Genomic DNA, 13,777 nt, shown 5'->3' with positions numbered 1-13,777 from the left:
GCGGATCGGCTGCCGGGACCGCTGCCGGGACCTATACCGGATCCGCTGCCAGTCCGGCTACCGGATCGCCGCGCCCGATATCGTCCGGGCGATCACCAGCCGCTGGATCTCGCTCGTCCCCTCGAAGATCGTGTAGATCGCCGAGTCGCGGTGCATCCGCTCCACCGGGTACTCGCGGGTGAAGCCGTTGCCGCCGAGGATCTGGATGGCCTCGGCGGTGACTTTCTTGCAGGTCTCGGAGGCGAACAGCTTCGACATGGACCCTTCGGCCGATTCGAAGGTCTTGCCGTTGCGGGCCATCCACGCCGCGCGCCACACCAGCAGGCGGGAGGCGTCCACGGAGGTCTTCATGTCGGCGAGTTTGAACGCGATGGCCTGGTTCTCCACGATCGGCTTGCCGAACTGCACGCGAGTCTTGGCGTAGTCCAGCGAGTACTCGTACGCGGCGCGGGCGATGCCCACGGCCATGGCGCCGACGGCGGGGCGGGAGGCCTCGAACGTGGCCATGGAGGCGTTGCCGCGGCTGGACTTGCCCTCGCGGGCGCGCGCCAGGCGGGCGTCGAGCTTCTCCTTGCCGCCGAGCAGGCAGGAGCCGGGGATGCGGACGTCGTCCAGGACGACCTCGGCGGTGTGCGAGGCGCGGATGCCGTGCTTCTTGAACTTCTGGCCCTGGGCCATGCCGGGGGTGTTCGGCGGGATGATGAACGAGGCGTGGCCGCGGGTGCCCAGCGCCGGGTCGACGGTGGCGACGACGACGTGCACGTTGGCGATGCCGCCGTTGGTGGCCCAGGTCTTGGTGCCGTTGAGCACCCACTCGTCCTTGGCCTGGTCGTAGACGGCGCGGGTGCGCATGGCGCCGACGTCGGAGCCGGCGTCGGGCTCGGAGGAGCAGAACGCGCCGAGTTTGACGTCGTCGGGCGTGCCGAACATCTGCGGGACCCACTCGCCGACCTGGTCGGGGGTGCCGTTGGAGACCACCGACACCGCCGCCAGGCCGGTGCCGGACAGCGCCAGGCCGATGCCGGCGTCGCCCCAGAACATCTCCTCCATGGCGATCGGGATGCCGAGGCCGGACTCGTCGAACCACTGGTTGGCGTAGAAGTCGAGCGAGTACAGGCCGGCCTTGGCGGCCTCTTGCAGGATCGGCCAGGGCGTCTCCTCCCGCTCGTCCCATTCGGCGGCGGCGGGCCGGATGACGTCGGCGGCGAATCCGTGGATCCAGTCCCGCAGCTCGATCTGGTCCTCGGTCAGTTCCAGGGAGAACCCGGTCATCGTCTCGTTCACTGTCCTTCGGGTCTGGAGGGCGCTACCGATGGGTAACCTCGGTCGCCGCTAGTGTGTTACCGGCGGTAACTTCTGTCAAGATGACGACCACACCCCAGGAAGGGACCCGATGGCGACCGACGCAGACGAGGCACGGGCATCGCGCCGAGGACCCCGCCGCACCAGGGAGTACCTCCTGGACGCGGCCGAGCGCGTGGTGCTGCGCGAGGGCCCGTCGGCGTCGATGAACGCGATCGCGGCCGAGGCCGGCATCTCCAAGCCGATCCTGTACCGGCACTTCGGCGACAAAGCCGGCCTGTACGTCGCCCTGGCCGACCGGCACATCGAGACCCTGCTGGCGCTGCTGCGCGAAGCCCTCACCCGGCCGACGACCCGGCGCGAACGCACCGAAGCCGCGATCGACGCCTGGCTGCGCCTGGTCGAGGGCAACCCGGCGCTCTACCGGTTCCTGGTCCACCGCGGCCAGGCCGAGGAACCGGAGGTCCGCGACCGCGTCGCGATGTTCCAACGCCGCCTCGGGGATGCCCTGGCCATAGGCATCGCCGCCGAACTCGGGCTGCCCGAGGACCAGTGGCCGCGCGCACAAGCCTGGGCCCACGGCATCGTCGGCATGGTCCAGGCCGCCAGCGACTGGTGGCTCGACGAGCAACCGTTCGGTCGCGAAGACCTCACACGGCACCTGGCCGACCTCATCGACGGCGCCTACGCCCACGCCTAGACACAGGCCGAGACACAGCGCTAGACACGAGCTTGGCAACGCGTGAGCCATGCCGCACACGCGAGCCATACGCGAGCCACAAGCGTGAGCCGCGCCATACGTAGGTCAGGCGTAGATCCCCGCCTGGACACTTACCTGCCCGCGCCCCGGGGCAGGCCCCGCCCAGGGGAGGCCTTCCCCCTGTTGACAGCACCAAAATATGCCGCACCCGACCCCGACGGATCCGGCGCGCGCCGTCAACAAACGAATAATTTTCTTCAGAAAGTCTTCAGAGAACTCAACCCCGCAGCGGGCTGAGGCGTCCCCTGGGCGTGAACGTTTCGGGTCCTGATCCTCAAAACCTCCTCCGCGGCACCGACCTTCGGCTCGACCGCGGCCTATCCCGACGGCTGATGTTGAGCGCCGGCGGAATCATGTTGCTGAGTGCCTGCTCTTCGAACAGTGACAAGTCGGCTACAGTCGGTGCGACCTCCTCCGGCACCCCCGACCCCCGCTCGAAGCCCACCGGCGGCGCGCCGTTCCCCGGCCAGAACCCCAGCGGCGACCCCTCCAGCGCCCAGGGCGACTCGCACACCAACACCTCCGCGCCACCGGACAACATCCCGCCGGCCGGAGCGACCGGACAGGACCCGCCCCCTCCGGCCGGCACCCCGCAGTTCTACGTGCACGAGGGTGACAAGGCGATAGCCCTGACCATCGACGACGGCCCCAGCTCCAAATACACCCCGCAGGTGCTGGCGCTGCTGGCGCAGTACAAGATCCCCGCGACGTTCTGCATGATCGGCCAGAACGCCGACAAGCATGCCTCCCTGGTCGCTGAAGTCAGCGCCGCCGGGCACTTGGTCGCCAACCACACCTGGACCCACCCGAACCTGTCGAAGATGACCGCCGCACAGGTCACCGCGGAGATCGAGAAGACCAACGACGCGATCACCAAAGGCGGTGCGAAGCAGCCGGTGCTGTTCCGCGCACCCGGCGGCAACTGGTCCCCGACGGTGTTCCAGGTCTGCACGCAGCTGGGTCTGCGGCCCCTGGACTGGTCCGTGGACCCCCGCGACTGGTCCCGTCCCGGCACCGACCACATCGTGCAGACCGTCATGGGCCACACCAAGACCGGCTCGATCATCCTGGAACACGACGGCGGCGGGGACCGCTCCCAGACAGTCGCCGCGCTGCAGCAGTTCCTGCCGAAGCTGCTCGAAGCCGGCTACCACTTCGTCCAGCCGTAAGCCGCGCCGGCCGGCCAACTTGGGTTAGGCGTCGCGTCGCCCGGCACCGACGGCAGCACCTTCTCCGGCGCCAGCGTTCCGCGGCGGGCTGGCGGATCCGGGCGGTGGTTGAGATCGTAGGGCCGGTACTTGGTTGACGGGGAGGGTTCCGGGGTGGGGATGGTGCGGGGGAAACGTGCGTTTCTAGCTGCGGTGGCGGCGTCCGCGGCGCTGGCGATGTCTGCTGCGGGGTGCACCGGTTCCAGCCCGCACACCACCGCCGGGCCCAGCGGCACAACCCGTGCCGCGACCTCCACGCCACCGGCCACGTCGGCGTCGGGGTCGGGGTCGGCGAGCGCCTCCGCTGCCGGCAGCCAGTGGTCAGCAGGCCGTTCCCATCCGGTGGCCGACGACATGTACCCGCAGTACGGCGACCCCGCGACCGACGTCCTGCACTACGGCCTGGACCTGAAATGGGACCCGACCGCGACCGTGCTGACCGGCACCGCGACGCTGACAGTGCGGGCCGCCCAGCCCACTAACCGCTTCATCCTCGACTTGGCCGCCGACATGAGCGCCGACCATGTGAGCGTGGACGGCGCGCCGGTCGCCAACACGCACGACGGCGACCATCTCACCGTCCCGGCCGGCCGGCAGCTCGCCGCCGACAGCACCGTGACCGTGGTCGTCACCTACCACGGCACCCCGCATCTGGTGCCGGCGCCGGTGACGCGCCCTGACATATCCGGGCTCGGCGCGCAGGTCGGCCCCGACGGCGGGGTGTGGGCGCAGCAGGAGCCCTATGGGGCGTTCACCTGGTACCCGTGCAACGACCAGCCGTCGGACAAGGCGCTGTACGACGTGACGATCACCGTCCCGGACGGCTGGGCCGGGGTCAGCGGCGGCGCGTTCGGCGGCCGTACCGAATCCGGCGGCCACGGCGTCTACCGCTGGCACCAGCCGAACCCGGTGGCGACGTATCTGGTGGCGTTCTCCGTCGACCGGTACCGGGAAGACACCGCGACCGGCCCGCACGGCATCCCCATGACGTTCTGGTACCTGCCGGCCGACGCCGACGCGGTACACAAGCTGACCGCGCAGATACCGGCGATGATCTCGTTTCTGGAGCAGCGGTTCGGGCCCTACCCGTTCCCGACCGCCGGGGTGCTGTTCCCCCCGGACAATGTCGGCATGGAAACCCAGACCATGATCACCTTCGGTCCGGGCGGGGCGCCGGCGGACCTGCTCCACGAGTTCGCGCACCAGTGGTTCGGCGACGCCGTGACCCCGACGACCTGGTCGGGGCTGTGGCTGAACGAGGGCTTCGCCATGTACGCGCAATTCCTGTGGCAGGCCGCGCACCCCAAGCCCGGCGGCCCGCAGACCACGGTCGACGCAGTCCTACAGGCCACAGCGGCACCGGTGGACCAGTCCCTGCGCGGCCGCGACGGGCCGCCCGGACACCCCCTGCCGACGCACTTCGCCTCACCGAACGTCTACTACAGCCCGGCCCTGATGCTGAACGGCATCCGCCACGCCGTCGGCGACCCGGCGTTCTACCAGCTCCTGAACGCTTGGGCGCACCAGCACGCCGGCACGAACCAGGACCGCGCCGCGTTCGTGGCGTTCGTCAACGCCCAGACCGGCCGGGACTTCTCGGCGTACATCAACGCCTGGCTGGACTCCCCAACGACGCCGACGATCCAGCCGCCGGGCCCCGCGGGCACCTGAGCACCTGAGGGTCGAGAGAAGAGCACCAGTGCGCGCCGTCTACGTCATCGCCCACCCGGAAGCCACCCACCACATCGAGAAGGTCGTCGGCGGCTGGCACGACTCACAGCTGACCCCGGCCGGCCAGGCAGCAGCCGTCCGGATCGCCCGAACGCTGCGGAACCAGATCCCGGCCGGCGCGGCCGTGGAGAGGCGCTGGGCTCGGTCGGCTTCCTCACCCCGTCGGGCAGCATCACCACCCTGCGCGAGGACGACTTTTACCACAACCGCCGGATCGTCGGCCTGGGTGACATGCGCCACCTCAACCCCTAGGCGACACCGAGCGGTCGGCGGCCGGTGGCGCCCCCTGAACGCCAGTCGGGGGCGCCACCGGCAGATCGGGTTCAGCAGAACGAGCCGGTGAGCACCTGGTTGTTGAGCGCGTTCCAGGTGTTCGGGCCGATGATGCCGTTGGGGTTGGTGGCACCCATGCAGTGGATCTGGAAGTTCTTCACCGCGGCCTCGGTGTTCTGGCCGAAATCGCCGTCCACGGTCAGGCCGTTGTACGACCCGTTGCCGTAGTTGGTGGAGTGGCCGTAGGCGTACGCGAAGTTGAGCTCGCACTGCGCCTGCCGCACCGCGTCGCCCTGGCTGCCGACGTACAGCTGCGGCTGGCTGTTCGTGTACGTGCAGAAGCCGCCGATGTCCTCGGCGTGCGCCGGCACGGCGGTGACCATCGCGGCGCCGCCGACGGCCAGGACGCCGACGACGGCCGCGGTGACGCGGCGGCGGAGCGGCTGGGTGAGGGAGCGAAATGCCATCGTTCTGTTCCCTTCGGGAGGACGCTGTCCCGCGTGACGATGCCGCAGGCGCGTGGCAGAACCGTGCGACGGCTGTGGCACTCGCGTGGCATCAGCCGGCCGCGCCGGGAAGCCGTCCAGGTCGCCGCCGCCGCCGCCGTAGCCGCAGCCCGCGCCTACCGGCCGCTCACGTCACCAGCGCGCGCTCGCCGGCCTCGGCCAGCACCCGCCGCGCCGTCTCCTGCGGGCTCAGCGCCGAGGTGTCGAACCACCAGCCGACGTCGCCCATCTCCCGCCGCATCGTCGCCTCCAGGTGCTCGTAGCCGTCGAAGAAGAACTGCTCCTGCGGGTCCCGGATCTCGTTGCGGTGCTTGCACGCCGCGATCCCCGGCGCGAGCACCACGAACAGCACCGGCCGCGGCGCCAGCAGCTCCAGGTAGAAGTCCAGCTGCCGCCGGTCGGGGACGATCGAGTCGATCAGCGGCAGGAACCCGGCGTCGGCGAAGTTCGCGGCCAGCGCGCACAGGTTGCGGTTGGTCAGGTCGACCTGCCGCGCCGCCTCGTCCTTCGGCTCGCCCAGCGCCCACACCCGGCCGCTGACCACCAGCCGGGTCACCACGTCGCCGTCGAGGCGGGCCGCGCGCGGCAGCATCGCGCCGGCGAGCCTGGTCACCGTGGACTTGCCGGCGCCGGGCATGCCGTTCACGATCAGACACGGCGTCGTCCGCGGCGCGTCCAGCGCTCCCACCGCTCCCAGCGCTTCCGGGGCTCTCAGCGCGTCCAGTGTCTGCTCAGGATTCTGCTCGGAAGTCACGCGCGAGATCGTGCCGGGACCCGAACCCGGCCGCAACGCGTTTTCCGGCCGCAGACCTCGAAGCAAGTCTCGAAGCAAACCCCGGCCCGAGCCCGCCTCAGAACCCGAACTCGGCCCGGATCGCGTCCCCGTGCTCGTCCAGCTCCGGCGCCGCCGGCCGCACCACCGGATCCGGATACCCGGCCATCTTCACCACCTGCCCCGGCAGCTCCAGCCCGCCGGCGGTGATCCGCATCCGCCGTGCCTCGGTCTGCGCGTCCGTCATCGCCTGCCCGATGTCGTTCACCGGCGCGCACGGCACCTTCGCCGCCTCCAGCCGCGCCAGCCAGTTCGCGCAGGTGTCGGCGGCCAGCAGTTCCTCGATGACCGCGGTCAGCACCAGCCGGTTCGCCGAACGCTGCGCGTTCTGCGCGAACTGCGGATTCCGGGCCAGCTCCGGCGCGCCGAGCGCGGCGGCGAACGCGACGAACAGCGCGTCGTTGCCGACGCACACCACGATCTGCCCGTCGGCGGCGGCGAACGCCCCGAACGGCGCGATGTTCGGATGGTGCGAGCCGATGCGGTGCGGCACGGTCCGGTCGGCGAGCCAGGCCAGAGCGTTGCCCTCCAGGAACGACACCGTCGCGTCGAACATGGCGATGTCCACGTGCGTGCCCCGGCCGTGGATGCCGCGGCCCACCAGCGCCGCCATCACCGCCCCGAACGTGTAGACGCCGGCCGACAGGTCCGACACCGACGCCCCGGACTTCACCGGCGGCCCGTCCGGCTCCCCGGTCACCGACATCAGGCCGCTGCGGGCCTGGATGACGGCGTCGTACGCGGGCTCCCCGGAGCGCGGCCCGGTCGCGCCGTACCCGGACACCGAGGCGTACACCAGCCGCGGATTGCGCTCCCGCAGCGCCGCGGCGCCCAGGCCGAGCCGGTCCATCACCCCGGGCCGGAAGTTCTCCACCAGCACGTCGGCCCGCTCGGCCAGCGCCGCCACCTGCTCCGGATGCTTCTTCAGGTCCACGGCCACCGACTGCTTGCCGCGGTTGACACGCGCGAAGTACATCGAGCGGCCGTCGGCGGCGAAGGGCCCGTAGCGCCGCGAGTCGTCCCCGGTCGCCGGATGCTCCACCTTGATCACCCGGGCCCCGAGATCGGCCATGATCATCGTGGCGAACGGTCCGGCCAGCACCCGCGTCAGGTCGACGACCAGCAGCCCGGCCAGCGGCCCGGTCCGGGACGGGTCGTCGGCGGAAAGATCGGCAGGCAGGTCGGCAGGCAGGTCGGCGTCAGGGTGCGCGGCGGTCATGAACGATCAGCGTGGCACGCCCGGAACCGCGCGTCGATATGACACGGCTATCGCGCCGCTCACAGCCTTCGGCAAACGTTGCCGTACCGGGCTCGGCCAGGCGCGCGCCGCCTCAGTCCTCGACGACCCCCACCCAAGCCGCAGCGTCCCCCGGCTGCCCGCTGAAGTCGTACCGGACCCCGCCGGCCCGCAACCCGACCAGCGTCACCGACGTCGTGCCCCACGTCCGCTCCCCGAACTCCCGCCGCACCAGCAGCGCCCGGTCGTCGGCCGGATCGAGCCCGTCGCCGTCCACCAGCGGCAGCCACGGCCCCCACGCCTGCTCGGTCGGGACCTTGGGCGCCGGCTCCGGACGCGGCGCGGCCAGCAGCCGGGGCCGGAAGAAGTCCAGCCGCGCCTGCATCGCCTCGGTACCCGGGCCCTCCGTCGGGTCCGAACCCTCCAGCCCGCTGTTCACCACCACGTGCAGCCCCGCACCCAGCTCCTGCCGCTGGTGCTCCTCGCCGTTCCAGCTCAGCAGGAACACCGCCTCCAGCGTCGCGCAGATCAGGTGGAACGGGTCGTAGCGTGCGAACTCCAGTGCGTCCACGGTCCCGGTCGCGGCGAAGCGCAGCGGCAGCTCGCCGCGCGAGAGCCGGCCCGACTCCGGCGCCAGCGGCCCGCGGCCGTTCAGCACGCACGCCGCCCGCGGCACGGCCGGGTCCACCGCCAGCCACGTCCCGGACGCCAGCAGGTCCTGGCCGCCGATCAGCTCCGGATGCTCCGGCCAGTGCCGGCCCGGCGGGATCCACGGCCGGTCGTGGAACTCGTCACGCACACCGGCCAGCAGCACCGGGTACTCCGAGGCGGGGTCGACACTCACGATCGCTGTACACACCCCTTCATCACAGCAGCCTGCGCCACCCCGGTCTAACGCGGGGGCATGATGGATCTGTATCCGACACGGCGATCAAGGTGCAACCACTGTCGATCACGCTCCGCCACCACCGTCCGAACGGTGTGTAGCCGCACGCCAGAGCGGGTATCGGCGCTGCACAAGAACGTCCGCGAACGCCCGGTGAACACGCGCCGGACCAGCGGGGTGAAAGAGGAAGCGGGAGCCGCGATGACGCAGGAATCCGTGCCCATGGGCCGTCGGGCCGAGGCCGCCGCCGAACCGGCTGCCGCAGGGGCCCGGACGGCACCGATCCCGCTGAAGGCCACCCACCCCACTTCTACGATGATCACATGGGGCGCGGTCGGCCTGGGCTACTCCCTCATCGCCGGCAGCTTCGCCCGCCTCACCGTCCCCGCCGAGATCGCCACCCTGCTCCCCGGCGCCGCCATGGTCTGGTACGCGCTGCGCCCCACCACCGCGCACTTCCCGCCCCCCGCGCCCCTCACCCGCCGCACCACCATGGCCTGGGCCGCGGTCGGCGTCGCCTTCGGGGTCTGGGAGCTGTACGCCGCCGCCCGCGGCTCCACCCACGCCCACCCGACCCTGTCGATCCTCATGCGGCCGCTGATCGACCCGCCGCCGGCGCGCGCCGCCGGGTACGTCGTGTGGCTGCTGACCGGGGTGTGGATGGTGCGCCGATGAGCCCGCGCGTGATCACCGCCATCGGATACGCCCTGATCGGCCTGGCCGCCCTGGCCGTGGAGATCGTCGCGCGCCGCCCCGGCAGCCGGGTGCCGACGTTCGGGCAGCTGGTGCAGCACGTGATGCACGAGCGGTGGGGCCGGGTGGGGATGCTGCTGGTGTGGTGGTGGCTGGGGTTCCACTTCCTGTCCCGCTCCTGAACCCGGAGGAGAAAAGCCGGACGGGCCGTGACCCTGGTCCGAAGGTCGCGGCCCGCCCGAGTGTCGGTGTCGCTGGGGGAGCTTGTCCAACACGGTCCGGCTCGGTGAGCCGGCACACACATCAGACCGCGCCGAGGGCCCCTGGTGCCAGTGGGTACCGGAAGGATCAGCCTTCGGGGTGCAAGGAAGTCCTCTCCAGTTCCGCCGCGTGCCAGCCCGAAGTCCGCTCCTCAGGCCGCCAGCGGTGCGCCGCGGGCCAACAGGTCCCTGATCCCGGCGGCGGGCAGCGCCCGGGAGAACAGCCAGCCCTGTCCGGTGTCGACGCCGAGCCGCCGCACCGCCTCCAGCTGCCCGGCGGTCTCCACGCCTTCGGCGGTCACCGTCAGCCCGAGCGCGTGTCCGAGCGCGGTGACCGTGGCGATGATCTGTTCGTCGGCGCCGCAGGGCCCGGTGGCTCCGGCCGCCGCCCCCGCGGCCGCGCCGGCGCCGTTGCCCACGCCGTTCGCCGACGTCAGCCCGGCGACGAACGTCCCGTCGATCTTCAGGATGTGCACCGGCAGCCGCCGCAGATGCGACAGGTTCGAGTAGCCGGTCCCGAAGTCGTCGACCGCGATCGCCACGCCCCGGTCGGCCAGGGCCCGCAGCGTCGCCTGCGCGGCGTCGTCGCCGGGCAGCAGCGCCGACTCGGTGATCTCCAGCCGCAGCCGCTGCGGTGCGAGCCCGGAGTCGGCCAGCGCGGACAGCACGTGTCCCATCAGCCGCGGGTCGCGGCATTGCCGCACCGCGACGTTCACCGACACCGGCGGCGCCGGCTGTCCCGGGGTGTCCGGCCACGTCGCCGCCGCCTGGCAGGCCTCGGCCAGGATCCGCCGGCCCAGCTCCACGATCAGCCCGGAGTCCTCGGCCAGCGAGATGAACCGGTCCGGCGGCACGATCCCGAACCGCGGGTGCCGCCAGCGCACCAGCGCCTCCACGCCGGTGACGGCGCCGTCGGCGAGGGACACGATCGGCTGGTACTCGCAGTAGAACTGCCCGGACTCCACGGCCGCCGGCAGGTCCGCGGCCAGCCGGTACCGGGCCACGTCGGCCCCGGCGCGCTCGGCGTCGAACAGGGTCCAGCGGTCCCGGCCCTCGCCCTTGGCCCAGTACAGCGCCAGGTCGGCCGCGCGCAGCAGGTCCTCCGGCGCCGAGGCCGCGGCCAGCGCCTCGACCGCGCCGATCGACGCGGTGACCGTCAGGTCCCGGCCCTCGACCCGCAGCGGGTCCCGCAGCGCCGCCAGCACCCGCTCGGCGACCCGGTCGACCATCGGCCGCGCCGAGAGTCCCGACGGCCCCGAGGGTCCCGAGGACGAGGGGCCGCGTCGCGCCGGGCCCTCGGCGCCGGGCGGCAGCACGGACGACTCCGCACCCGGCACACCCGGCACGCCCGACGAGGCCCCGGGACCGGATCCGGGGACCGGCCCGTCGCCGTGGTCCTGGAAGTCCTGGAGATCCGCGGGGTCCTGGTGATCCTGGAAGTCCTTGTAGTCCACGAGCACCGCGAACTCGTCCCCGCCGGTGCGCGCCAGCAGATGCCCGCCGGGCTCCAGCACCGCCCGCAGCCGGGCCGCCACCGCCGCCAGGAACCGGTCCCCGGCGCCGAACCCGAGCAGCGCGTTGATCTGCCGGAACCCGTCCAGGTCCAGGCTGCACAAACCGATCCGCTGCCCCGGGCGCGCCCGCGGGCCGGTGCGGGCCTCCAGCCACCGGCCCAGCATCGCCCGGTTCGGCAGCCCCGTGAGCTCGTCGGACCACGGCGCCGACGCCGACGACCGGGACGCGGCCGTCTCGGCGTGCGCCGTGGACGAATTCTGACCGGACACCGCGACCACCTCCATCGCGGACCAGGACGTCTGGTTGGCCTGATCCGCACCGCCGCCGCCTGCACGGCTTCCGAACGACTACCGAGCGCGATCATAGGACCATCCGGGGGCGCTGTGACGGCGCACACACTCCCGGATCACCTGATCGTGGCCGTACTGTCACACTCCCACCGCACACTTCACGCCCGCACCGCGCCATCGGCGCGCCCCGGCGGCGCCACACCGCCGCCCCGTCCGCGCCGAATCCGCACCGGGCACGTGCCGGGCCACCGGCGGCGGGCCTCGGGCAGAATCAAACGCTGTGCAGATCACGCAGATCACCATTCGCGAAGCCCTTCCGGCCGAGTTGGCCGCCACCGGGGAGCTGACCGCCGCCGTCTACCGCGACGAATCCCTGGCCGAGCCGACCTACCTGCCGCGGCTGGCCGACGCCGCCGCCCGGCACGCCGCACCCGGCGCCTGGCAGCTGATAGCCGTGGACGCCTCCGGCCGCATCCTCGGCGCCGCGGTGTACACCGTCGCCGGCAGCGAGTTCGCCGACATCGCCGCCGGCGACGAGGCGGAGATCCGGATGCTCGCCACCGCCGGCTTCGCCCGCGGCCAGGGCGTCGGACAGGCCCTGGTCCAGGACTGCGTGCGCCGCACCCGCGAGGCCGGACGGTCGGCGCTGGTGCTGTCGACCAAGCCGGAGATGACCGCCGCGCAGCGCCTCTACGCGCGCCTGGGTTTCCAGCGCACCCCCGAACGCGACTGGGAGTACGCCCCCGGCAAGGGCCTGCTGACGTTCCGGCTGGTGCTTGATTGAGTCCGGCATGCCTGCCCTGATATCCTGACCCCGTGAAGAGCTTCCCGTGTGCCAGCTGGCGTCCGTCCTAGGACGGTTCCCCAGCCACCCACGCCGACAGGCCGTCCGACGATCCGGACGGCCTTCGTTGTTCTCGCCCCGCACACGGGGCCGGGCGGTCCGGACGCCGACGACGGCGGACCCCCGACCCTGTGAGATTCCCGCGAGGAGAACGACGATGACCATCACATTTGACGTACCCACCAATCCCTCCGACCAGCCGCGTGTTTTTCCCTCTGGTGACAGCGACGACACACCTTCCGCGTCAGGGGACCGAAACGCCGCCGACACAAACGGCGCGTACGGCACGCAGGCCGATCCCGCGGCGTACCTGACCGAGGCCCAGCTGGCCGCGCACCTGGTCGGCGACGCCCGGCAGATCAGGGTCCTGACCGGCGACCGCCCCACCGGCCCGCTGCACCTGGGCCACTACCTGGGCTCGCTGCGCAACCGGGTCCGGCTGCAGGACGCCGGCGCCGAGCTGTTCGTCCTGGTCGCCGACTACCAGGTGATCACCGACCGCGACGCCTCGGCCCGGATCGCCGACTTCGCCCTCGGCCTGGTCGCCGACTACCTGGCCGTCGGCCTGGACCCGGCCCGCAGCACCGTGTTCGCGCACTCCGCCGTCCCGGCCCTGAACCAGCTGCTGCTGCCGCTGATGTCCCTGATCTCCGTGCCGGAACTGGAGCGCAACCCCACCACCAAGGCCGAGGCCGCCGCCTCCGGCCGCCCCGCGCTGTCCGCGCTGATGCTCACCTACCCGGTGCACCAGGCCGCCGACATCCTGTTCTGCCGCGCCGACCTGGTCCCGGTCGGCAAGGACCAGCTGCCACACCTGGAGGTGACCCGCACCGTCGCGCGCCGCTTCAACACCCGCTACACCCCGGTGTTCACCGAACCCAGGGCCCTGATCTCCGACGCCCCCTCCGTGCTGGGCAGCGACGGGCACAAGATGAGCAAGAGCCACGGCAACACCATCCCGCTGCAGGCCACCGCCGACGAGACCGCCGCCATCATCAAGGGCTTCAAGACCGACGCCGACCGGCTGATCACCTTCGACCCCGCGGGCCGCCCCGAGGTGTCGAACCTGCTGCTGATCACCGCTCTGTGCCGCGGCGAGGAGCCGCAGGCGGTGGCCGAGCAGATCGGCTCCGGCGGCGCCTCGGCGCTCAAGCGCGTCGCGACCGAGGCGGTGAACGAGCACCTGCGGCCGATCCGGGCCCGGCGCGAACAGCTGGCGGGCGAGCACGGGTACCTGTCGGCGATCCTGCGGCGCGGGGCCGAGCGGGCGACCGTCGAGGCCGAGGCGACGTTGACGCAGGTGCGGGAGGCGATGGGGATGGCGTACTGACTGCGGGCTGACTGCCTGCTTGACCGCGTGCTGACGGCCGTTCCGACGGCTGCTCCGACCGCTGTTCCGGCGGCGCGCGCCATCGCAATCGAACGCGTGTTCCGTTCGTG

At 72.0% G+C, this 13,777-nt stretch carries 14 protein-coding genes; 7 read left to right on the top strand and 7 right to left on the bottom strand.

Annotation, left to right across the window (positions count from 1 at the left end; genetic code table 11):
- Positions 1 to 57 precede the first annotated feature (57 nt).
- Complete coding sequence (locus ABH920_RS24175) at positions 58 to 1,272, bottom strand: acyl-CoA dehydrogenase family protein (protein ID WP_370351382.1); 1,215 nt, start codon at positions 1,270 to 1,272, stop codon at positions 58 to 60.
- Between the two features lie 121 nt (positions 1,273 to 1,393).
- Here ABH920_RS24175 and ABH920_RS24170 point away from each other — a divergent pair, with 121 nt between their 5' ends.
- Complete coding sequence (locus ABH920_RS24170; protein ID WP_370351381.1) at positions 1,394 to 2,002, top strand: TetR family transcriptional regulator; 609 nt, start codon at positions 1,394 to 1,396, stop codon at positions 2,000 to 2,002.
- A 413-nt stretch (positions 2,003 to 2,415) separates the two neighbouring features.
- Positions 2,416 to 3,231: a polysaccharide deacetylase family protein gene (locus tag ABH920_RS24165; RefSeq protein ID WP_370351380.1), complete on the top strand. Its 816-nt coding sequence runs from the start codon at positions 2,416 to 2,418 to the stop codon at positions 3,229 to 3,231.
- Here the strand turns inward: ABH920_RS24165 and ABH920_RS24160 are convergent.
- A complete protein-coding gene (locus ABH920_RS24160; protein ID WP_370351379.1) occupies positions 3,210 to 3,626 on the bottom strand; it encodes a hypothetical protein in 417 nt (138 codons plus the stop codon). The genes ABH920_RS24165 and ABH920_RS24160 overlap by 22 nt on opposite strands.
- Here ABH920_RS24160 and ABH920_RS24155 point away from each other — a divergent pair.
- Positions 3,613 to 4,941 carry a M1 family metallopeptidase gene (locus ABH920_RS24155; RefSeq protein ID WP_370351378.1) on the top strand — a complete coding sequence of 443 codons (1,329 nt, stop codon included), beginning with the start codon at positions 3,613 to 3,615 and terminating at the stop codon, positions 4,939 to 4,941. The two genes, ABH920_RS24160 and ABH920_RS24155, sit on opposite strands and share 14 nt — an antisense overlap.
- A gap of 383 nt (positions 4,942 to 5,324) precedes the next feature.
- Here the strand turns inward: ABH920_RS24155 and ABH920_RS24150 are convergent, their stop codons facing one another.
- The 4 genes from ABH920_RS24150 to ABH920_RS24135 all read right to left on the bottom strand — a co-directional run bounded on the left by ABH920_RS24150 (position 5,325) and on the right by ABH920_RS24135 (position 8,693).
- Positions 5,325 to 5,741 (bottom strand): peptidoglycan-binding protein, encoded by a 417-nt coding sequence (locus ABH920_RS24150; RefSeq protein WP_370351377.1) that lies wholly within the window; start codon positions 5,739 to 5,741, stop codon positions 5,325 to 5,327.
- 166 nt (positions 5,742 to 5,907) lie between these two features.
- Positions 5,908 to 6,534 (bottom strand): AAA family ATPase, encoded by a 627-nt coding sequence (locus tag ABH920_RS24145; protein ID WP_370351376.1) that lies wholly within the window; start codon positions 6,532 to 6,534, stop codon positions 5,908 to 5,910.
- Between the two features lie 97 nt (positions 6,535 to 6,631).
- The gene (locus tag ABH920_RS24140) at positions 6,632 to 7,831 is read right to left on the bottom strand and encodes a CaiB/BaiF CoA transferase family protein (RefSeq protein WP_370351375.1); all 1,200 of its coding nucleotides are present in this window, start codon (positions 7,829 to 7,831) and stop codon (positions 6,632 to 6,634) included.
- 112 nt (positions 7,832 to 7,943) lie between these two features.
- Positions 7,944 to 8,693, bottom strand: coding sequence for an NRDE family protein (locus ABH920_RS24135; protein ID WP_370351374.1), 750 nt, complete (start codon positions 8,691 to 8,693; stop codon positions 7,944 to 7,946).
- Between the two features lie 243 nt (positions 8,694 to 8,936).
- Here ABH920_RS24135 and ABH920_RS24130 point away from each other — a divergent pair, with 243 nt between their 5' ends.
- Together ABH920_RS24130 and ABH920_RS24125 are read left to right on the top strand one after the other, a co-directional pair.
- Positions 8,937 to 9,410, top strand: a complete 474-nt coding sequence (locus tag ABH920_RS24130) for a hypothetical protein (RefSeq protein WP_370351373.1) — start codon at positions 8,937 to 8,939, stop codon at positions 9,408 to 9,410.
- Positions 9,407 to 9,610: a DUF6186 family protein gene (locus ABH920_RS24125; RefSeq protein ID WP_370351372.1), complete on the top strand. Its 204-nt coding sequence runs from the start codon at positions 9,407 to 9,409 to the stop codon at positions 9,608 to 9,610. Before ABH920_RS24130 ends, ABH920_RS24125 begins: the two co-directional genes overlap by 4 nt.
- Before the next feature lie 230 nt (positions 9,611 to 9,840).
- Here ABH920_RS24125 and ABH920_RS24120 read toward each other — a convergent pair whose 3' ends face one another.
- Positions 9,841 to 11,472 (bottom strand): putative bifunctional diguanylate cyclase/phosphodiesterase, encoded by a 1,632-nt coding sequence (locus ABH920_RS24120; protein WP_370351371.1) that lies wholly within the window; start codon positions 11,470 to 11,472, stop codon positions 9,841 to 9,843.
- 301 nt (positions 11,473 to 11,773) lie between these two features.
- On the opposite strand from ABH920_RS24120, the gene ABH920_RS24115 reads away from it, so the two are divergent.
- A complete protein-coding gene (locus tag ABH920_RS24115; protein ID WP_370351370.1) occupies positions 11,774 to 12,277 on the top strand; it encodes a GNAT family N-acetyltransferase in 504 nt (167 codons plus the stop codon).
- Positions 12,278 to 12,494: 217 nt separating this feature from the next.
- Complete coding sequence (gene trpS / locus ABH920_RS24110; protein ID WP_370351369.1) at positions 12,495 to 13,667, top strand: tryptophan--tRNA ligase; 1,173 nt, start codon at positions 12,495 to 12,497, stop codon at positions 13,665 to 13,667.
- Positions 13,668 to 13,777 lie beyond the last annotated feature (110 nt).

This window comes from Catenulispora sp. EB89, from assembly GCF_041261445.1.
Classification (GTDB): domain Bacteria; phylum Actinomycetota; class Actinomycetes; order Streptomycetales; family Catenulisporaceae; genus Catenulispora.
This window is presented reverse-complemented; position numbering and strand designations above follow the sequence as displayed.

Excerpts from the sequence above, each read along its gene's own strand:
- ABH920_RS24130 (WP_370351373.1), top strand. The coding sequence starts at position 8,937 with ATGACGCAGGAATCCGTGCCCATGGGCCGTCGGGCCGAGGCCGCCGCC.
- trpS (WP_370351369.1), top strand. The coding sequence starts at position 12,495 with ATGACCATCACATTTGACGTACCCACCAATCCCTCCGACCAGCCGCGT.
- ABH920_RS24160 (WP_370351379.1), bottom strand. The coding sequence starts at position 3,626 with ATGTCGTCGGCCACCGGATGGGAACGGCCTGCTGACCACTGGCTGCCG.
- ABH920_RS24140 (WP_370351375.1), bottom strand. The coding sequence starts at position 7,831 with ATGACCGCCGCGCACCCTGACGCCGACCTGCCTGCCGACCTGCCTGCC.
- ABH920_RS24175 (WP_370351382.1), bottom strand. The coding sequence starts at position 1,272 with ATGACCGGGTTCTCCCTGGAACTGACCGAGGACCAGATCGAGCTGCGG.
- ABH920_RS24170 (WP_370351381.1), top strand. The coding sequence starts at position 1,394 with ATGGCGACCGACGCAGACGAGGCACGGGCATCGCGCCGAGGACCCCGC.
- ABH920_RS24165 (WP_370351380.1), top strand. The coding sequence starts at position 2,416 with ATGTTGCTGAGTGCCTGCTCTTCGAACAGTGACAAGTCGGCTACAGTC.
- ABH920_RS24150 (WP_370351377.1), bottom strand. The coding sequence starts at position 5,741 with ATGGCATTTCGCTCCCTCACCCAGCCGCTCCGCCGCCGCGTCACCGCG.
- ABH920_RS24125 (WP_370351372.1), top strand. The coding sequence starts at position 9,407 with ATGAGCCCGCGCGTGATCACCGCCATCGGATACGCCCTGATCGGCCTG.